This is a genomic window from Actinomycetospora chlora (assembly GCF_039542135.1).
GTDB classification, from domain to species: domain Bacteria; phylum Actinomycetota; class Actinomycetes; order Mycobacteriales; family Pseudonocardiaceae; genus Actinomycetospora; species Actinomycetospora chlora.
The window spans coordinates 44,846-63,630 of sequence record NZ_BAABHO010000032.1 but is presented as its reverse complement, the minus strand read 5'-3'; the positions used below and the strand labels follow the sequence as shown (position 1 = coordinate 63,630).

Sequence of the window (18,785 nt, the reverse complement as noted above, 5' to 3'; positions counted from 1 at the left end):
TCCGGCGGTGGGTCCGGCGGTGGGTCCGGCGGTGGGTCCGGCGGTGGGTCCGGCGGTGGGTCCGGCGCCGGGTCCGGATCCTCGGGCTCCGGCGGCTTGGGCGGCTCCGGGGGCGGTGCGGGCCAGGGCGGCGGCCAGGGAGGCGGCCAGGAGTTCCCGAACCGCGACAAGATCGGTCGCGCCTGCGTGCAGGAGTACGTCGACGCCGGGCAGGCGAGGTCGTTCCAGAGCCCCGGCCGGGGCGGCACGTTCTCCGGCGGCAGCTACACCATCCGCTGCGGGATGAGCAGCCACCACAACTCGGACAACTTCATCATCGCGCCGGGACTCCGCAACGGCGCCCAGCACACCCACGACTACGCGGGCAACGAGGGCACCAACTTCGCGTCGGACGACGAGACCCTCGAGGAGTCGTCCACCACCTGCACCAACGGCGACCGCCACCCGATCTTCTGGCCGGTGCTGCGCGACCTGCGCGGGCAGGGCCCGGACGTCGGCGCGGACGGCGGCAGTCTCGACGGCAACGTCGGATCGTTCATCGAGCCCTCGTCGGTCGACTACACCTTCCACGGCCACGGCACGCGCCGCGCGGAGGCGATGCCGCTCAACATCGCGCTCGTCTCGGGCTCGGCGAAGGCCGGGTCGACCGGGCAGAGCATCAACGCCAAGTTCACGTGCTCCGGGTCGGGCGGCCAGATGACCGACCTCTACCCGATGTGCCCCCAGGGCTCGTCACTGCAGCGGGTCTACGACTTCCCCAGCTGCTGGAACGGCCAGGACCTCGACTCCGAGCGCCACGACACCCACATCGTCTACCCCGACGAGGACGGGGAGTGCGCGGCCGACTCCATCCCGGTCCCGGCCCTGCGGATCACCGTGAGCTACGACGATCCGCCGCCGGGACGCCAGTTCGCGATCGACAGCTTCCCCGAGCAGCAGCACAACCCCGTCACCGACCACGCCCTGCTCGAGTACCTGTCGTCGGAGCGCCGCGCCCAGGAGGGCGTGGAGTGCATCAACGAGGCGCGCCGCTGCCTGCAGGGCCCGGAGCAGGACGGCGCGGCCGCCGGATCGACCGACGCCGCCGACCAGGTGCCGCGGTCGCAGACGTTCGCGCACGCGCTCGCCACCCACGCCACCCACGGCGCACCGGCGAACGGCGCCGTCACGCACGACACACACGGCACGGCGGGCACGGCGGGCACCGCGTCGCGTCACCCGGTGATCGCAGGCGTCGACGGTCCGGCCGCCCGCGGGGCTCCGGCGACGATGCCGGCGCCGGCGCGCGTGGTCCTCACCCCGCACGACCCGTCGCTCGCCCTCGGCCCGCTGCCCGGCCTGGCGCCCCTGCCCGGTCTCGCCGTCCCGCTGCGGGCACGGGGCAGCTGAGCGCTACCCGTCGCTGCCGGTGCGGGGCACGTCGACGTCGACCACGCGCGGGGGCTCGTGGTCGGCGGAGTCCTGCCGGGCCTGGCGGGGGCCGTCGGTGCGGCGCTGGCGGCGGTCGAGTGCCTCGGCCGCCTCGATCAGGCGCGCATTCGGCACGGCGTCGAGCCCGCGGGCCGTCGGCTTGTAGCGGCTGCGCTTCTCGGCCTTCTTGGGCGGCCGGTCGTTCGCGATGAGCACCGCGACCCACGGCAGCGGCACCGACAGCACGATGAACGCGACCGCCACCCACGGCCACTGGAACGCGATCCCGAACACCCCGGCCAGGATCAGGCACGGGATACGGCACGCCATGATCAGCGAGTACCGCTTCTTGCGGGCCGCGAACTCCTCGTCGTACGAGACCGCGGCCTCGGTGATCAGGATCGGCTGGCCGTCGTCGTCCTGACGTCGGTTCACGCTCGTCGCCTCCTCGGCACCGGCCCTCGCCGGCGGGTGCCCGTCCTGTCCACCATCAACCCTGCGGCGGCGCGCCGCCACCGGAGCCGGATCAGGAGCCCGCGTCGGCCTTCGCGGCCTTGGCCGCCTTCTTCTGCGCCTGCTTGAACTCGCGCACCTCGCCGAGCGTCGCGGCGTCCACGACGTCGGCGATCGAGCGCCGCGAGCCGTCGTCGCCGTACGACCCCGCCGCCTCGCGCCACCCCTCCGGTCGCACCCCGCACTGCTTGCCCAGCAGCGCCGTGAAGATCTGCGCCTTCTGCTTGCCGAAGCCCGGCAGCGACTGCAGGTTGGCCAGCACCTCCCGGCCGCTGCCGGCGTCGACCCACAGGCGCTCGGCCTCGCCGCCCCAGTCGGCCACGATCACGCGGCACAGCGCCTGGACGCGCTCGGCCATCGAGCGCGGGTAGCGGTGCAGCGCCGGCGGGCCGGTGAACGCGGCGACGAGCGCCTCGGTGTCGTACTCCGCGACGCCCGCCGCGGTCAGTGGCCCACCGAGCCGCTCGGTCAGCAGCGCCGGGGAGGCGAAGGCCCGCTCCATCGGGAACTGCTGGTCGAGCAGCATCCCGATGAGCAGGGCGAGGGGGTTGGAGCTCAGGACCTCGTCGGCGTCGGGGTCCTGCGCGAGGGTCAGGTCGGGCACCGCCTCAGCCTGACAGATCCTTCTGCAGGACGGCGAACCTGAAGTCCGCGTCCCGCGGCTCCCCGACGCCCTCCGCGCCGTACGGGAAGGGCCGCGTCTCGCCCGTGCGGGCGTAGCCGCGGCGCTCGTACCAGTCGATCAGCTCGGGCCGTCGGTCGATGACGCACATCTCCATCGCCGAGGCCCCACGGTCACGCGCGAGGTCCTCCGCCGCCCGCAGCAGCGTCGACCCGACGCCCCCGCGCTGGAGGCCGGGGCGGACCGCGAACATCCCGAACGAGGCCGTCGGCGACCCCGCCTCGTGGGTGACCGCGGCGCAGCCGAGCACGTCCCCGGCGACGAGGATCGTGATCGAGGGGTTCGCGATGTCCGCGGCGACCAGGTCCCGCGTGGTGCGCGGACCGTCGATGAGGTCGGCCTCGGACGTCCATCCCTCCCGGCCGGAGGGGCCGCGGTAGGCGCTGTGGACGAGGGCCAGCAGGGAGTCCGCGTCGGCGTCCTCGGCGACGCGGATGGTCAGCGGGGCGGTCACGGGGATCCAGTGTGCCGTCAGCCGGCGGCCGCCAGCTGGTCGAGCCCGCGGTCGGTGTCGGCCGGCGTGCGCGGGACGACCGGCACCCGCCGCGCCCAGAGCTCGATCCCGCGGCGACGGATGGCCGCGGCGAGGCGCAGCGTCACCGCCGGGTGGCGCAGGAGCGCGGCGAGCACGGCCCGCGGCGTCGCGGGCCGCCGACGCCCGCGCAGGGTCGCGACGAACGCCGTCGCGCCCTCTCGGCGCAGCACGACCGTCGCGGCGAGCGTCGCGCCCGGCTCGGGGACGCGCATGCGGTACTCGCCGTCGACGGGGAAGAACGGCGAGACGTAGAAGTCCTTGTCCACCCTCGCCCGGCCCTGCTCGTCGGTCTCGAGCAGGTAGTGGTGGCGCCCGCCGTAGGTGTTGTGGACCTCGGCGACGACGGCGGTCACCACACCCTCCACGTCGCGGCACCAGTACAGCGTGATCGGGTTGAAGACGTACCCGAGCACGCGGGCGTGGGCGAGCATGAGCACCGACGCCGGGCGCTCGACCCCCCGCGCGGCGAGGAACGCGTCGAGGTTCGCGCGGATCGAGCGGTGCGGGTCGCCGATGTGGTCGGCGGCGTCGAACCGCGCGAACGGCCGCAGCGGCGCGGGCAGCCGCGGCAGGTCGTCGAGGTCGACCAGCCACAGGTAGAGCCGGTGCGTGAACGACGCGTCGAGCCGCTCGAGGCGCCGGTGCCCGACCTCCGCGTCGTAGAGGTACGCCGTCACCACGCCACGCCCAGTGACGCGGCGGCGCGGGAGCCGGAGGCGCAGCCGTCCTCGTGGAAGCCCCAGCCGTGGTAGGCGCCGGCGAACGCCAGCCGGTCGTCGTCCAGCCCGGGGAGCCGGCCCTGCGCCGCCACCGACTCCGGCGTGTACGCGGGGTGCTCGTACTCCATCCTCGCGATCACCGTCGACGGGTCCACGCGGTCGGTCGCGTTGAGGGTGACGACGTGGGTGTCCGGGCCCGGGAGCCGCATCAGCCGGGTCATGTCGTAGCTGACGAGGACCCGGGACTCCCCCGGCACCCGCAGCAGGTTCCACGACGCGCGGGCGCCCGCCGCGCGCGGCAGCACGGAGGTGTCGGTGTGCAGCCACGTCTCGTTGCGCGTGTAGCGGAACGCCCCGAGCACGTCACGCTGCTCGGGGGTCGGCGCCGCGAGCATCCGCAGCGCGTCGGGGGCGTGGACGGCGACGACGGCGCGGTCGAAGCGGTGCTCCACGTCGGCGTCGTCGCGCACGAGCACCTCCCCGTCGGTGCGCCGGACGGTCCGCACCGGCGTCGACACCTCCACCGCCGACAGGCCCTTGGCCGCCCGCTCGACGTAGCTGCGCGAGCCGCCGACGACCGTGCGCCAGCGGTGCGACCCGCCGACCGAGAGCATCCCGTGGTTGGCCAGGAACGCGAACAGGTAGCGCGCCGGGTACTGCCGCGAGAGCTCCGGCCCCGACGACCACACCGCGGACACGACGGGCACCGCGAACGTCTCGACGAAGAAGTCGGAGTAGCCGCCGGCGTCGAGGAACGCCCCGAACGTCACGTCCTCCCCCAGCGAGGAGGTCCCCGCCACGACGGCGCGGGCCTCCCGGTGGAACCGCAGCACCTCGCCCAGCATCCGCAGGTAGCGGGGGTGCGCGAGGTTGCGCGGCTGGGCGAAGAGCCCCCGTACCCCGCGGGCCCCCGCGTACTCGAGCCCGCTGGCCTCGTCGCGGACGCTCATGCTCATCTCGGAGTCCTGCGTCTCGACGCCCAGCTCGGCGAACAGGCGCAGCAGGTGCGGGTAGGTCACGTCGTTGTGGACGATGAACCCGGAGTCGACGGCCAGCGCCCCGACGTCGTGGGTGTGCGCGTGGCCGCCGAGGCGGGGCTCGGCCTCGAACAGCGTCACGTCGTAGCGGCGCTGCAGCAGGTACGCCGCCGTCAGCCCCGAGACACCCGCACCGACGACCGCGACCCGTTCCCGCACGTCACCACTCCTCGATCAGTCCGCCAGCGGGACCGCGAGCCCCTCGGGGTCCCCGGCCGCCATGGCTTTCGCGACGGACTCGGTGAACGGTTCGAGTCCGAGGGCACCGAGGGCGAAGCGGGTGACGAGATCGTGCCAGGCGCCGGCGCGCCGCAGCATCGTGTGACCGTCGCCGTGCACCACGAAGCGGGCGACGTGGTCGGAGACCGTCGCGACCCGCCCGGCGAACCACCGCGAGGCGTCCGGTGACGTCATGCGCTCCCGGTCGCCGTGGGCGATGAGGACGGTCTGCCCGGCGAGGTGCGCGAACGGCTCGCCGCGCTCGATCCACGGCGCCAGCCCCGCCACCCCGGCCACGCCCTCGTCGCCGCCGGCGCGCAGCGCGGCGCGTCCGCCCATCGAGTGCCCGACGAGCACGACGGGCACGTCGCCGTGCCGGCGGCGCAGGTCGCGCAGCGCCCAGCGGGCGTCCTGGACGGGGTCGAGGTCGGGGGCGTTCCAACCCCGGTAGCGGTAGCGCAGCAGGGCGACGTCGACGCCCCGCCGCGCGCCCGCCGCGGCCAGGCCCCGGGCGAACGGCACCATCCGCAGGAACGGCAGGCGCAGGCCGTCGGCGGCCTCGTGCCCGTCGGGCCGGCCGCCGTGCAGCACCAGGACCGCACCGGTGACGGGCCGCCGGGTGGCGGGGCGGACGCGATCGAGACGCGGGAGGGTCACGCCTCCATCCTGCGGGCGCCGCCGGGTCTCAGCGCGCGAGCGCAAGCCGGCCGGCGCGACCGCTGAGGGCGAGCACGAGGTCGGCGGCGGGGGCCGCGACGGGTTCGCCCTGGCCACGCGACCAGTCGAGGTCCGTCGCGCGCAGGGCGAGCCCCGCCGTCGGGATCCCGAACACGTTGTCGCCCTCGCCGGCCACGAGCTGGTCGAGGACGGCGGCCGCGGCCGCGTCGGCCCCCACCCGGCCGAGGCCCAGCGGCACCGTCACGTCCAGCCCGTGGATCACGACGTGCGCCAGGGAGCCGGCCATGCCACCGCCGGGCTGCGCGAACGTGGCCATCGTCTCGCTGCGCAGATCGGCGAGCAGGGCGTGGGGCGGCAGTGCCGCGCCCGCGTCGGCGAGGCGGTCGGAGGTCCGCCCGAAGTCGTAGCCGTCCGCGGCCAGCTCGGCGGTGAACCGGTCGGCCGGGTAGCGCGCGGCCATCGTCACGTGGGCGACGACGTGGGCGACGGTCCAGCCCGCGCAGAGCGAGGCGGTCGCCCAGGCGTCCGGCCCGAGCGGGGCGAGGGCGTCGGCGAGGGCGGTGAACTCGCCGGCGACGAGGTCGTCGAGGGTGGTCATCTCGGTGCTCCGTCCGGAGGGGTCTGGGTGGGGGTCTGCGTGAGGCGGATCTGGTTGCCCGACGGGTCGCGGAACCCGGCGTCGAGGCCGTAGGGCCTCGCCTCGGGCTCCTCGGTGAACTCGACGCCCCGCGCGGCGAGCAGCGCGTGGTCGCGCCGCACGTCGTCGGTGGCCAGGTAGACCGCGCCGGCGAGGCCCTGGGCGGTGACCTCGCGGATCAGGTCGCTCTGCGCGCGGGTCACGACGGGCGGCTCCGGGATCGCCATCAGCACGAGCTCGGGCCCGCGCCCGCCCGGCGGCCCGACGGTGAGCCACCGGAACCCGCCGAGCTCCGGGAACGTCGCGTCGGCGCGCAGCTCGAACCCGACCGCCGCGGTCCAGAACTCGAGGGCGGCCTGCTGGTCGTGCACCCAGACGTTGACCCGGTGGACGTCGATCACGACGTCGAGGCTAGGAAGCGGCGGGCGCCGGGTCTTCTCCGGAACTCCGGTGCTGCGGGCGACCGAAGGCGCGCACGACGCACCCGGGCACCAGCGCGCCGTCGTGGGCCGGCGGGAAGGCTGCCCGGTACGCCGTCGGCGTGCGTCCGAAGGCGCGCCGGAAGCTGACGGTGAAGCTGCCGACGCTGGTCAGACCCACCTCCGTGCACACGCGGGCGACGGAGTGGTCGGTGTGGCGCAGGAGGGCCGCGGCACGTTCGAGGCGGCGGGTCAGCAGGTAGGCGTGGGGGCGGACGCCGAACGCGGCGGCGAAGCGGTCGCTGAAGTGCGCCGGGCTCAGGCCCGCGGCGCGCGCGAGGTCCGCGACCGCCAGCGGCTCGGCGTAGCACCGGTCGGCCAGGTCGCGCGCCCGCAGCAGGTGGCGCGCGACCGGGTGCTGGGTCCGCGGGGGCACCGCGCCATCATCGCGGTCCGCGCCGCGCCCGTCACCGAACCGACCGCGGTCCGGCGACGAACGCGCCTGAACCCACCCGCCGCCCGGAAGGACGACACCGCACATGAAGGTCGGAGACACCGCCCCCGACTTCGAGCTCGCCGACGACTCCGGCACCCGCCGGTCGCTCTCGGGGCTCCTGGCCGAGGGGCCGGTGGTGCTGTTCTTCTACCCGCTGGCCTCGTCGGGCGGCTGCACCCAGGAGAGCTGCCACTTCCGCGACCTCGCCGGCGAGTTCGCCGCGGTCGGTGCCCAGCGCGTCGGCATCAGCGCCGACTCCGTCGAGAAGCAGCACACGTTCTCGGAGGCGAACTCCTTCGACTACCCGCTGCTCTCCGACCCCGACGGGAAGGTGGCCGCGCAGTTCGGCGCCAAGCGCTCCTGGCTGCCGGTGCTGCCGGTCAAGCGCAAGACGTTCGTCATCGACACCGACCGGACCGTGCTCGGGGTCATCGGCGGCGAGATGAAGTTCGACCAGCACGCCGACGACGCGCTGGCCCTCCTGCGCTCCCGCCAGGGCGCCTGACGCCCCGGCCCGCGCCTCCCTCAGGTGGCGCGGGCCGCGCGGGTACCCGGCGGCAGGGGCACGAAGCCCGAGGTGCGCCGGACGTACTCGTCGTAGCCGGGCCGCGAGGACATCGAGCGCTCCGTGAGCTCCTTGCCCGTCACCGACACGAGCAGGTAGGTCATCAGCAGGGGCCCGACGGCGGTGATCAGCGCCAGCGGGTGACCCGCCGCGACCACGAGGACACCCCACCAGACACAGGCGTCGCCGAAGTAGTTCGGGTGGCGGGTGTAGCGCCACAGGCCGCTGTCGAGGATCTTGCCCTTGTTGTCGGGGTCCGCCTTGAAGGCGGCGAGCTGGGCGTCCCCGACGCTCTCGCAGGCGAAGCCGACCAGCCAGATCACGACGCCGGCCACGACCACGGGCAGCACCGTCGACGCCCGCACCATCGCCGCGAGCACCGGCAGCGACACCACGATCATGACGACCGCCTGCGGCAGGTACACCTTGCGCAGCACCGTCGCCGTCACCGCGCCCGGCGCGTGGTCGTCGCCGAGCATGTCCGCGTAGCGCGGGTCCTCGCCCTTGCCGTGGTTGCGCCAGCCGATGTAGAGCGCGAGGCGCAGCCCCCAGACCGCGACGAGCGCCAGCGCGACCGTGCGCACCACGGTGTTGCCGGTGCCCAGCACCCCGGACAGCACGTAGGCCACGACGGCGACCGCGACGAACCCCAGACCCCACGTCACGTCCACGACGCTGTGCCGCCCGGTCGCGCGCGCGACGACGAGCGTCAGCGCGAAGGCGACGACGACGGTGGCGATCGTCGCCGCGAGCAGCAGGCCGAAGGCGGCGAGGTCGACGCTCACGTCCCCGACGTACCCGCCTCGGCCCGGGACGCCACCGACCAGTCGTCGCGGGTCGCCGGCATGCCGCTGCGGCCGCGGTCGGTGGGCCGCGCGAGGAGGATCTGGTCGACCCCCATGCGGTTCTCCTCGAACGCGAGCGCGCCGCCGGCGAGGTAGAGCCGCCACATCCGCGCGCCGCGCTCGCCGAGCAGGTCCACGGCCTCGTCGAAGCGCTCCTCGAGCGTGGCGAGCCAGGCGCGGATCGTCGGCACGTAGTGCTCGCGCATGACGTGCACGTCGCGGACCTCGAGACCGGCGTGCTGGAGGAACGTCAGCGTGTCGCCCACCGGCCGCATGACCATGTCGGGGGTCACGTAGGTCTCGATGAAGGCGCCGCCGCCGGGCGCGTCGGCGCCGCGCGACATCTGCTGGACCAGGGCGCGGCCGCCCGGACGCAACGCGCCGAACAGCGTCGCGGCGAACGTCGGGTAGTGCTCGTCGCCGACGTGCTCGCCCATCTCGATCGCGCTGACGGCGTCGAACGGGCCGTCGGTGGCGGTGATCTTGTCGGCGACGTCGCGGTAGTCGAGCAGGTCGACCTGCACCTTCCCGGCCAGGCCCTCGGCGCGGATGCGGGCGTTGACCTGGTCGCGCTGCTCGCGGGAGATCGTCACCGCGCGGACCTGGGCGCCGTGCTCCCGGGCGGCGTGCACCGCGAGGGATCCCCAGCCGCAGCCGATGTCGAGCAGGCGGCGCCCGGGCGCGAGGTCGAGCTTGCGGCAGATCAGCTCGAGCTTGTCGTGCTGGGCCTGCGGGAGCGTGCTGTCCTCGCTCGTCCAGTAGCCCGAGGAGTAGGCCATCGACTCGTCGAGCAGCAGCGAGTAGAAGGCGTTGCCGGCGTCGTAGTGGTGGGCGATGACGTCGCGGTCCCGGCGGCGGCTGTGCAGCCGGCCCCGGACCTTGATGGCCTCGGGCGGCGGGGCGGGCCTGCTCCCGAGCAGGCCGAGCCGGACGGCCTGCGCGGCCAGGCCGGGGAGCTCCGTCGCGCCGGGCCGGCGCCGGGTGATCGTGCCCGAGCGCACCAGCGCCCACATCGCCGAGAGGCCCTCGGCGAGGTCGCCGTCGACGTCGAGGTCGCCCGACACGTAGGCGTGCGCGAGGCCCATCTCGCCCGGCTGCCACAGCAGCCGGCGCAGGGCCCGCCGCGAGCGCAGCACCACCGTCGGCACCCCCGGACCCGGCTCCGGCCCGGCCTCGCTGCCGTCCCACGCACGGATCCGCACCGGCAGCGGCCCCTCGAGGAACGCGCCCACCGCCCCCGCGACCCGCTGTGCTGCGCCTGCGCCCACCGTCGACTCCCTCCGTCGTGTCGCACCGTCATCGGACCGTGCGACGGATCGGTTCGGGTGGTTCGCATCCGTCACAGTCGCCTCGTCGCGATCAGGTGTAGGCGGCGTGTCGTTCGGGTGATGCGAGTACGGAACGTGCTGCGATCCACCTCATGGGGGTAGGTCTGGGGGTCAACGACGTCCCGATCGTGGGGGAACCGGTCGCGTACGGGACGGCGTTCATCGCATTGTTGCTCGTGGCGTTCTCGCGCTACGTCATCGGATACCCCCTCACTCTCGCCCACGAGGGCGGTCACATGCTCAACAACCTCCTCCTCTTGCGCGGGAACGACGGGTGGACGCTCGCCGACGACGCCACGGCCGGCACCTCTTTCAAGAACTCGAGGGGCTGGCTCGTCAAGAACATCGGCAACTTCGTCGGATATGCGACGCCACCTCTGCTCGGGCTGGCAGCAGCGGCGCTCATCGCCATGGGCAATCCTTGGGCCGTCCTGCTGGCCACCATCGTCCTCTGCGTTCTGGCCGTGGGCCTCTCCCGCAACGCTCTCGCCTTCACCGTGCCCGCCCTGATCGTGATCGGACTGACGTGGCTCGTCCTCGCGGGGTCGGGACCCCTCCAGGCCGCGTTCGCTGCCGGTATCTCCTGGGTCCTGCTGTTCGGCGGACTCCTCGAGACGATTCGGAATCTCAGCGGGAAGACAGGTGACGGCGAGGCACTGGTCGGCAGAACCTGGATCCCGCACGCCATCTGGAACCTCGTGTGGTTCCTCATCGCCGTGATCGCCGTGATCGTCGGCGCGCAGCTCCTCCTGCGCCCCGGCTACGGCATCGGTTAGCGGCGTCTTCCGCCCGGACCCCCGGCCCCGCCAGGATCAGCGCACCCGACACCAGTGCTGGGAGGCCCCACCATGAGCACGTTCGTCCTGGTCCACGGCTCGTGGCACGACGGTGACCTCTGGGCGGGTGTCGCCGATCCCCTGCGCGCGGCGGGCCACACGGTCCACACGCCGACGGTGGCCGGGCACGGCAAGGGCGTCGACAAGGCGGTGAACCACGACGACTGCGTCGCCTCGGTCGTCGACCACATCGTCGGTCAAGGCCTGACCGACGTCGTCCTGCTCGGCCACAGCTTCGGCGGCACCGTCATCGCCCGCGTGGCCGAGGAGATCCCCGAGCGGCTGCGGCGGCTGATCTTCTGGAATGCATTCGTGCCCGCGCCGGGCAACTGCCTCGACGACGAGACCCCGCCGCACTACCGCGAGCTCTTCGCCCAGCTCGCCGCGGCGAGCGGCGACAACACGATCATGCTGCCGTTCCCGATCTGGCGGGAGGCGTTCATCCAGGACGCGCCGCTGGACCTGGCGCAGTCGATTTACGAGCTGCTCTCCCCCGAGCCCTACCAGCCCTTCCTCGACAAGCTCGCGCTCACGCGCTTCTACGAGCTCCAGATACCGAAGTCCTACATCAACGCCACCGAGGACATCGCGCTGCCGCCGGGCGAGTGGGCGTGGCACCCGCGGATGTCCAGCCGGCTGGGCATGTACCGGCTGGTGCAGCTGCCGGGCAGCCACGAGGTCATGTTCACCAACCCGGACCTGCTGGCGCAGAAGATCGTCGAGGCCGGCCGCGACTGACCGGACCGGGGACGACTACTCATGCGCGCCCCGCCCCGGGCCGACATGATCCGGGGCATGGCGCGGCAGGATCGACTCCGGCGGATCTCCCAGGCCCACGACCGGCGACGGCAGGGCCGGGGCATCCGGCTCTGGCGCAAGCTCGCGATCTGGGTGCTCTACCCCCGCACCGACCGCGGCTTCTGGTACGGCTTCGCGATCGACGTGCTGTGGCCCGTGCTCATGGCCGTGGCGCGCTGGGACTTCCGCGGCGGCGACCGCATCCCGACGAAGGGCGGCGCGCTGCTCGCGGTCAACCACCTCTCGCACGTCGACCCGATCGTCCTGGTCGCCTACACCCTCGCCCAGGGCCGCGTTCCGCGGTTCCTCGCGATGAAGGAGCTGTGGGGCCAGACCGTCGTCGGGGCACCGCTGCGCGGCGGCCGGCACATCCCCGTCGACCGCGGCAAGTCCGGCATCGAGGCCTACCGGGCGGCGGTCGAGGCCGTGCAGCGCGGCGAGGTCGTCGTCGTCTATCCCGAGGGCGGGTTCGCGACCCACTCCGACGGCTGGCCGCGCGCCGCCCGCACCGGCATCGCCCGCATGGCGCTGGAGACCGGCGCGCCGGTCATCCCCGTCGCGCAGTGGGGCTCCAACCACCTCCTGCCGCCGACGTCGTCGCGCCCGACGCTGGTCCCCCGCCCGACCCTGCGGGTGCTGGCCGGTCCGCCGGTCGCCCTCGACGACCTGCGCGAGGGCCGCATCGGCCGCACCGCCATGCACGAGGCCACCGAACGGATCATGGGCCGCATCACCGAGCAGCTCGCCGTGCTCCGGGGCGAGGAGCCGCCGGCCCGCCCCGAGCCACACGAGCAGCCCGTCCAGGCCGGTGACCTCCAGCCGCCGGCCGTGAGCTGACCCGACCTCCCCGGAGATCAGCAGGTCGAAAGGCACCTCCCGAGAGGTCCTCGAGGTGCTTTTCGGCCTGGTGATCACCCAGAGCCGGGGGCCCGGAACGACCGAAGGGCACCCCCGCTGAGCGAGGGTGCCCTTCGGTCAGAACAGCGCGACCTAGCCCTTCATCTGCTTCTGCATCTCGTCGACGACGCTCGGGTCGACGAGCGTGGACGTGTCGCCCAGCTCCTCGCCCTCGGCGAGGTTCTTGAGGAGACGCCGCATGATCTTGCCGGACCGCGTCTTCGGCAGGTCGTTGGCGAAGATCACCGACGCCGGGCGGGCCAGCTTGCCGATCGACTGGGCCACCTGCTCGCGCAGCGCCTGCTCCAGCTCCTCGGTGCCCTGCTTGTCGCCCTTGAGCGAGACGAAGGCGATGATCGCCTGGCCGGTGTCGTCGTCCTTGCGCGCCGCGACCGCGGCCTCGGCCACGTCCGCGTGCTCGACCAGCGCGCTCTCGACCTCGAACGTCGACAGACGGTGCCCGGACACGTTGACGACGTCGTCGATGCGACCCATCAGCTGGATGTCGCCGTCGGCGTCGTACTTGGCGCCGTCGCCGGCGAAGTACGCGTCCGAGTACTTCGACCAGTACGTGTCCTTGAACCGCTGGTCGTCCTTGTAGAGCGTGCGCATCATGCCCGGCCAGGGCTGGGTGAGCACGAGGTTGCCGGTCTGCTCGACGTCGAGCTGGTTGCCCTCGTCGTCACGGATCTCCGGCCGCACGCCCGGGAACGGCTGCTGCGCCATGCCGGGCTTGAGCGTCGTGATGCCCGGCAGCGGCGTGATCAGGATGTGCCCGGTCTCGGTCTGCCACCAGGTGTCCATGATCGGCGCCTTGCCGCCGCCGACGTGCTCGCGGTACCACTCCCAGACGTCGGGGTTGATCGGCTCGCCGACGCTGCCCAGGATCTTGATCGAGGACAGGTCGTGGCCCTGGAGGTGCTCCTCCCCCGCCTTCATGTGCGACTTGATCGCTGTGGGCGAGGTGTAGAGGATCGAGACCCCGTACTTCTCGATGATCTTCCACCAGACGGCCTTGTCCGGGTAGCCGGGGACGCCCTCGAAGAGCACCGAGGTGCATCCGTTGGCCAGCGGGCCGTAGGTGATGTAGCTGTGCCCGGTGATCCAGCCGATGTCGGCCGCGCACCAGTAGACCGAGTCGTCCTTGACGTCGAAGACGAGGTTGTGGGTCGTCGTGACGCCGAGCAGGTAGCCGGCCGTGGTGTGGACGACGCCCTTCGGCTTGCCGGTCGAGCCCGAGGTGTAGAGGAGGAACAGCAGGTCCTCGGAGTCCATCGGCTCGCACGGGCAGCTCTCGGGGTCGTCCGAGACGTTCGCCGTCAGGTCGTGGAGGTAGACGTCCCGGTCGCTCATCGGGATGTCGGCACCGGTCCGCTGGACGACGACGATCTTCTCGACCGTCGTCTCGCCGGCGTCGAGGCCCTCGTCGGCGTTCGTCTTCTGCGCGCCGGCCTTGCCGCCGCGCATCGCCTCGTCCTGGGTGATGAGGACCTTGCACTCGAGGTCGTTGCACCGCTCGGCCACGGCCTTGCCGCTGAAGCCGCCGAAGACGACCGTGTGGGGCGCGCCGAGGCGGGCGCACGCGAGCATCGCCACGACGGCCTCGGGGATCATCTGCATGTAGATGCCGACCGGTACGCCCTTGCCGACGCCGAGCTCCTTGAGCCCGTTCGCCATCTTCACGACCTCGCGCTGCAGGTCGGAGAACGTGATGTCGCGGGCCTCGGACGAGTCCGGGCCGTCGTCGGGCACGACGTGCAGGGCGACCTTGTCGCCCTTGCCGCCCTCGACGTGGCGGTCGACGCAGTTGTAACAGGCGTTCAGCTTGCCGCCCACGAACCACTTCGCGTACGGCAGGTTCCAGTCGAGGACCTGGTCGTACTCCTCGAACCAGTCCAGACGCTGCTTGGCCTGCTCGTCCCAGAACTCCTGGAGGTCCTGCTCCAGCATCTCCGGTCGCACATTGGCCGACTTCGACAGCTCTGCGTCGGGCGGGTAGGTCTTCCCTTCCTGGCTGGCCGTCTGTTCCGACATCCGCGTGTGCCTCCCCGGTGGTCGTCCGGACACCGATCGTCGTCGTCGACGCCGGTGGCCCCTGCTCGTGCGCAGCGTCACGCACAACCCTGTCCAGGGCAACGGTGCGTTCGGAGGGGCCGGGGAGAGGGGCGACGAAGATCAGCTGCGGCTGCAGTGTGACGATCCCCGACGTGCCCCGACCCGACGACTCCGGAGCCGATCGTTCCCGTGCGGACAGTGCTGGAGTCCCACATGCCCGAATGTGGCGTGGCTTACGCACGGCTCTGATCGCCGCGGGTTTCACCGTCGACGGCGTGGCCGCCCTGCTCGGGCCCTCGGCGCGTGCGGCGCTCGACCGCGGGGAGACGACGCCGGCCCGTCGCGCCGTCCGCGGCACGGGTGCGGTCGGGACGCTGGTGCGGCTGTTCCTGCTGGGTGACGCGCTGCCGCGGGACGAGGTGGCGGCCGCGATCGCGCCCGCGGAGGTCGACGAGGCCGTCGCCGCCGGGCTGCTCCACGACCTCGACGACGCGGACGGGCGGGTCGTCGCCGCCCTCGACCTGCGCCCGCACGGCGACGCCTCGCTGCCCGACGCGGCGGCGTGGTGGGTGCTCTCGGACCTCGAGGTCTCGCCGGAGCGCCGGACGGCCGACCGCGAGCACGTCCTGGGCACCGGGGCGGCGTCACTGTCGTTGGCCCGCGCGACGGTCCGCCGGCCGGTCGGGACGCTGCTGGACGTCGGCACGGGCTGCGGGGTGCAGGTGCTGCACTGCTCCGGTCACGCCCGGGAACTGACCGCCACCGACGTCTCCCCCCGGGCGCTGGACATGGCGCGGGTGACGTTCGCGCTGTCCGGGATCGGCGCCGAGGTGCTCGAGGGCCCCTGGCTCGCCCCGGTGGCGGGCCGGCGGTTCGACCAGATCGTCAGCAACCCGCCGTTCGTGCCGGGGCCGCCGCGCGTCGAGCACGTCTACCGGGACTCGGGGCTCGGTGGCGACGGGGCGAGCGCGCTGCTGGTCGCGGCCCTGCCCGGCCACCTCACCGAGGGCGGCGTGGCCCAGCTGCTGGCGTCGTGGTTGATCACCTCCGACGACTGGACCGCCCGGCCCCGCACGTGGCTCGCGGAGGCCGAGCGCGCGGCCGCGCCCGGCGGGCTCGACGCCTGGGTGGTGCAGCGCGACGTCGCCGACCCGGCCCTGCACGTCGGCACCTGGCTGCGCGACGCCGGCGTCGACCCCGCCTCGCCGGAGGGCACCGAGCTCTCCGAGCGGTGGCTCGACTACCTCGCCGCCGAGGGCGTCCTCGCGGTCGGGTTCGGCTTCGTGACGCTGCGCCGCACCGCCCCCGACGTGCCCGGGACGGTCGTCTGCGAGGACCTGCGCCAGTCGCACGACGACCCGCTCGGCCCGGAGATCGAGGCGTGGCTCGACCGCACGGCCTGGCTCGCCCGCCACTCCGGCGACGCCCTGCTCGACGCCCGCCTGCGCGTGCCCGACACCGTCGCGCTCGAGCGCGGGCTGGTGTCCACCGACGAGGGCTGGGACCCGGTCGCCGCGACGCTCGTGCGCCTCGACGGCCCGCAGTGGCGCCACGACGTCGACGAGGTCGGCGTCGCGCTGCTCGCCGGGTGCCGCGGGTACCTCCCGTTGCGCGACCTCCTCGACCTGCTGGCCGCGGCCCGGGGCGCCGACGCCGACGACCTCGCGGCGGCCGCGCTGCCCGTCGTCCGCGACCTCGTGCACCACGGGATGCTGGTGCCCGCATGAGGTCACCGTGAGGGCGGTCGTGAGCCGGGTGACCGCGGCGCGGGTCGTGGTCGACGGCCCCGACGGCGAACAGGTCGTCGGGGAGCTGGACGGGCCCGGGCTGCTGGTCCTGCTCGGGGTGCACCGCGACGACGGGCCCGACGTCCCGGCCCTCATGGCCCGCAAGCTGCACGAGCTGCGGATCCTCCGCGGGGAACGGTCGTGCGCGGATACCGGCGCCGGCCTGCTCGTCGTCAGCCAGTTCACGCTCTACGGCGAGACCCGCAAGGGCCGCCGGCCGTCGTGGTCGGCCGCCGCGGCGCCGGACGCCGCGCGGGCCGCCGTCGACGCCGTCGTGGCCGCGCTGCGCGGGCGCGGCGCGGCGGTGGCGACCGGGAAGTTCCGCGCCGACATGCGCGTTGAATCGAGCAACGACGGACCGTTCACGGTCCTCGTGGAGATCTAGGGGACCCCGCAGACGTTGCCCGCGGGTGGCGCGCGCCATGCGTCGCGATCGCCACAGCGGGCACCCCGCACCGAACGTCCCCGCCGGGAACGAACGCCGCGTCCGGGGCGTTCGACCATGTGACGCGGCGCCACAGCACCTTCGCGCCGCGCAGGGAGGAAGCAATGACGGCGACACTCGCACCGCAGACCGGCCCCGAGGCGGCCGTGCCGTCTGGCTCTGCTGAGAGCGACCTCGACGCCCAGGGCCCTGCAGCGGACCTCGTCCGCGTCTACCTCAACGGTATCGGAAAGACCGCGCTGCTGACGGCCGCCGACGAGGTGGACCTCGCGCGGCGCATCGAGGCGGGCGTGTACGCAGCGCACCTGCTCGAGGTGTCGGAGGACCTGGACGCCCAGCGCGCCGCCGACCTGCGGGCCGTGGCCCGCGACGGCCGCCGGGCCCGGGCGCACCTGCTCGAGGCCAACCTGCGCCTGGTCGTGTCGCTGGCCAAGCGGTACACCGGGCGCGGCATGCCGCTGCTGGACCTCATCCAGGAGGGCAACCTCGGCCTGATCCGCGCGGTCGAGAAGTTCGACTACGCCAAGGGCTTCAAGTTCTCGACGTACGCGACGTGGTGGATCCGTCAGGCCATCACGCGCGGCATGGCCGACCAGGCCCGCACCATCCGCCTGCCCGTCCACCTGGTCGAGCAGGTGAACAAGCTGGCCCGCATCAAGCGCGACATGCACCAGACCCTCGGCCGTGAGGCCACCAACGAGGAGCTGGCCGAGGAGTCGGGCATCCCGGTCGAGAAGGTCGCCGACCTGCTCGACCACAGCCGCGACCCGGTCAGCCTGGACATGCCGGTCGGCTCCGAGGAGGAGGCCCCGCTCGGGGACTTCATCGAGGACGCCGAGGCCACCGACGCCGAGTCGACGGTCATCTCGGGGCTGCTCCACGACGACATGCGCCGCGTCATCGCGACGCTGGACGAGCGCGAGCAGAACGTCATCCGGCTGCGCTACGGGCTCGACGACGGGCAGCCGCGCACGCTCGACCAGATCGGACGCCAGTTCGGCCTCTCGCGCGAGCGGGTGCGCCAGATCGAGCGCGAGGTCATGGTCAAGCTCCGCGACGGCGACCGCGCGCGCCGGCTCAAGGCGTACGCGGCGAGCTGACGCACCCCTCGGGCGGCACGCAGCGTGACGGGATCGGTCACGTTGCGGCCGCCCGAAGTGCGCATTGACGGTGACTCGCCGGTAACGGCAGTCTGAACCCCACGGGCCGGGTGTGACCGCACTCACGCGGAGACGCCGGTCCGGCCAACCACGAGGCGGCGCGGAGACCCCGCTGTCCGCCGGCGACGGGAGACCGGGACGGTCGGGGGCCGGCCCGGTCTTCCGGCTTCTCCGAGGTGTCTCCTACGGCACCGCGCCCGTCAGCACCACCCGACGCTCCCCCAGCGGCGCGTCGAGCGTCGCCTCCAGCGGCGGGTACACGAGCTCGCGGGTGCACGGCCCCGGACCGGTGGTGACCTGCTCGCTGCGCAGCACCACGCGGTCGGCACCCTGCTCGACCACCGACAGGCGTGCCTCGGTGCAGCCCCCCGCGCGGCCGTAGACCCCGATCCCCCGGTCGCCACGCGTCCAGACCAGCGTCGGCAGGCCCGCGGGCAGCGCGCCGGTGTCCACCCGGTCCGCCGGCAGCGCCGTCGTCCCGGCAGGCGGCGTGGCCGTCAGGGGGTCGGGCGTCACGGGCACCGGCCGGTTCGACGTCGGCGGCGCCCCGGTCGGGATGCTGCTGGGCGGGGCGGCCGGGGGCGGCGGCGTGCCGGGAGAGTCCGAGGACCCGCACCCCGCGGCCAGCAGCACGCCCGCCGCGAGCAGACCGAGTCGCAGCGATGTCCGCATCACGGCGCCCGACCCTAGGTGCGCCTCCGGCGCTCGTGAGCACTGTCGTGGC

General features: G+C 73.7%; 21 protein-coding genes. 8 read left to right on the top strand and 13 right to left on the bottom strand.

Going from position 1 to position 18,785, the window contains the following annotated elements; genetic code table 11:
- On the top strand, nt 1–1,389 hold a 1,389-nt coding region (locus ABD994_RS19480), incomplete at its 5' end, for a DUF1996 domain-containing protein (RefSeq protein WP_345418735.1).
- Nucleotides 1,390–1,392: 3 nt separating this feature from the next.
- Here the strand turns inward: ABD994_RS19480 and ABD994_RS19475 are convergent.
- The 9 genes from ABD994_RS19475 to ABD994_RS19435 all read right to left on the bottom strand — a co-directional run bounded on the left by ABD994_RS19475 (nt 1,393) and on the right by ABD994_RS19435 (nt 7,285).
- A complete protein-coding gene (locus ABD994_RS19475) occupies nt 1,393–1,845 on the bottom strand; it encodes a DUF3099 domain-containing protein (protein ID WP_345418732.1) in 453 nt (150 codons plus the stop codon).
- A 91-nt stretch (nt 1,846–1,936) separates the two neighbouring features.
- Nucleotides 1,937–2,527 carry an HhH-GPD-type base excision DNA repair protein gene (locus ABD994_RS19470; RefSeq protein ID WP_345418729.1) on the bottom strand — a complete coding sequence of 197 codons (591 nt, stop codon included), beginning with the start codon at nt 2,525–2,527 and terminating at the stop codon, nt 1,937–1,939.
- A gap of 4 nt (nt 2,528–2,531) precedes the next feature.
- Complete coding sequence (locus ABD994_RS19465) at nt 2,532–3,059, bottom strand: GNAT family N-acetyltransferase (RefSeq protein ID WP_345418726.1); 528 nt, start codon at nt 3,057–3,059, stop codon at nt 2,532–2,534.
- 17 nt (nt 3,060–3,076) lie between these two features.
- Nucleotides 3,077–3,820, bottom strand: coding sequence for a DUF1365 domain-containing protein (locus ABD994_RS19460; RefSeq protein ID WP_345418723.1), 744 nt, complete (start codon nt 3,818–3,820; stop codon nt 3,077–3,079).
- Nucleotides 3,814–5,055: an NAD(P)/FAD-dependent oxidoreductase gene (locus ABD994_RS19455; RefSeq protein WP_345418720.1), complete on the bottom strand. Its 1,242-nt coding sequence runs from the start codon at nt 5,053–5,055 to the stop codon at nt 3,814–3,816. The genes ABD994_RS19460 and ABD994_RS19455 overlap by 7 nt, the downstream gene beginning before the upstream one ends.
- Before the next feature lie 15 nt (nt 5,056–5,070).
- The gene (locus ABD994_RS19450) at nt 5,071–5,772 is read right to left on the bottom strand and encodes an alpha/beta hydrolase (RefSeq protein ID WP_345418717.1); all 702 of its coding nucleotides are present in this window, start codon (nt 5,770–5,772) and stop codon (nt 5,071–5,073) included.
- A gap of 28 nt (nt 5,773–5,800) precedes the next feature.
- On the bottom strand, nt 5,801–6,391 hold the full coding sequence (locus ABD994_RS19445; protein ID WP_345418714.1) for a maleylpyruvate isomerase family mycothiol-dependent enzyme: 591 nt from the start codon (nt 6,389–6,391) through the stop codon (nt 5,801–5,803).
- Entirely contained in the window at nt 6,388–6,831 is a 444-nt protein-coding gene (locus tag ABD994_RS19440) for a VOC family protein (RefSeq protein WP_345418711.1), read from the bottom strand. The genes ABD994_RS19445 and ABD994_RS19440 overlap by 4 nt, the downstream gene beginning before the upstream one ends.
- A gap of 10 nt (nt 6,832–6,841) precedes the next feature.
- Nucleotides 6,842–7,285, bottom strand: a complete 444-nt coding sequence (locus ABD994_RS19435; RefSeq protein WP_345418708.1) for a helix-turn-helix domain-containing protein — start codon at nt 7,283–7,285, stop codon at nt 6,842–6,844.
- Nucleotides 7,286–7,388: 103 nt separating this feature from the next.
- Between ABD994_RS19435 and ABD994_RS19430 the strand changes: the two genes are divergently transcribed.
- The gene (locus ABD994_RS19430; protein ID WP_345418705.1) at nt 7,389–7,850 is read left to right on the top strand and encodes a peroxiredoxin; all 462 of its coding nucleotides are present in this window, start codon (nt 7,389–7,391) and stop codon (nt 7,848–7,850) included.
- A 20-nt stretch (nt 7,851–7,870) separates the two neighbouring features.
- Here ABD994_RS19430 and ABD994_RS19425 read toward each other — a convergent pair whose 3' ends face one another.
- Nucleotides 7,871–8,695, bottom strand: a complete 825-nt coding sequence (locus ABD994_RS19425) for a DUF1295 domain-containing protein (protein WP_345418702.1) — start codon at nt 8,693–8,695, stop codon at nt 7,871–7,873.
- On the bottom strand, nt 8,692–10,023 hold the full coding sequence (locus tag ABD994_RS19420; protein WP_345418699.1) for a class I SAM-dependent methyltransferase: 1,332 nt from the start codon (nt 10,021–10,023) through the stop codon (nt 8,692–8,694). Before ABD994_RS19420 ends, ABD994_RS19425 begins: the two co-directional genes overlap by 4 nt.
- 152 nt (nt 10,024–10,175) lie before the next feature.
- Between ABD994_RS19420 and ABD994_RS19415 the strand changes: the two genes are divergently transcribed.
- The 3 genes from ABD994_RS19415 (at nt 10,176) to ABD994_RS19405 (ending at nt 12,554) form a co-directional block, all read left to right on the top strand.
- Complete coding sequence (locus tag ABD994_RS19415; protein WP_345418697.1) at nt 10,176–10,859, top strand: M50 family metallopeptidase; 684 nt, start codon at nt 10,176–10,178, stop codon at nt 10,857–10,859.
- Nucleotides 10,860–10,931: 72 nt separating this feature from the next.
- Entirely contained in the window at nt 10,932–11,657 is a 726-nt protein-coding gene (locus ABD994_RS19410; protein WP_345418694.1) for an alpha/beta fold hydrolase, read from the top strand.
- Nucleotides 11,658–11,714: 57 nt separating this feature from the next.
- The gene (locus ABD994_RS19405; RefSeq protein WP_345418691.1) at nt 11,715–12,554 is read left to right on the top strand and encodes a lysophospholipid acyltransferase family protein; all 840 of its coding nucleotides are present in this window, start codon (nt 11,715–11,717) and stop codon (nt 12,552–12,554) included.
- Between the two features lie 153 nt (nt 12,555–12,707).
- Here ABD994_RS19405 and acs read toward each other — a convergent pair whose 3' ends face one another.
- Nucleotides 12,708–14,648: an acetate--CoA ligase gene (gene acs / locus ABD994_RS19400; RefSeq protein WP_345418688.1), complete on the bottom strand. Its 1,941-nt coding sequence runs from the start codon at nt 14,646–14,648 to the stop codon at nt 12,708–12,710.
- 242 nt (nt 14,649–14,890) lie between these two features.
- Here acs and ABD994_RS19395 point away from each other — a divergent pair, with 242 nt between their 5' ends.
- The 3 genes from ABD994_RS19395 (at nt 14,891) to ABD994_RS19385 (ending at nt 18,001) form a co-directional block, all read left to right on the top strand.
- The gene (locus ABD994_RS19395) at nt 14,891–16,396 is read left to right on the top strand and encodes a DUF7782 domain-containing protein (RefSeq protein WP_425550085.1); all 1,506 of its coding nucleotides are present in this window, start codon (nt 14,891–14,893) and stop codon (nt 16,394–16,396) included.
- 7 nt (nt 16,397–16,403) lie between these two features.
- The gene (gene dtd / locus ABD994_RS19390) at nt 16,404–16,841 is read left to right on the top strand and encodes a D-aminoacyl-tRNA deacylase (protein ID WP_345418682.1); all 438 of its coding nucleotides are present in this window, start codon (nt 16,404–16,406) and stop codon (nt 16,839–16,841) included.
- Between the two features lie 164 nt (nt 16,842–17,005).
- Entirely contained in the window at nt 17,006–18,001 is a 996-nt protein-coding gene (locus ABD994_RS19385) for a sigma-70 family RNA polymerase sigma factor (protein WP_345418679.1), read from the top strand.
- A 243-nt stretch (nt 18,002–18,244) separates the two neighbouring features.
- On the opposite strand, the gene ABD994_RS19380 is transcribed toward ABD994_RS19385, so the two are convergent.
- Entirely contained in the window at nt 18,245–18,736 is a 492-nt protein-coding gene (locus ABD994_RS19380) for a hypothetical protein (RefSeq protein WP_345418676.1), read from the bottom strand.
- Between the last annotated feature and the right edge of the window lie 49 nt (nt 18,737–18,785).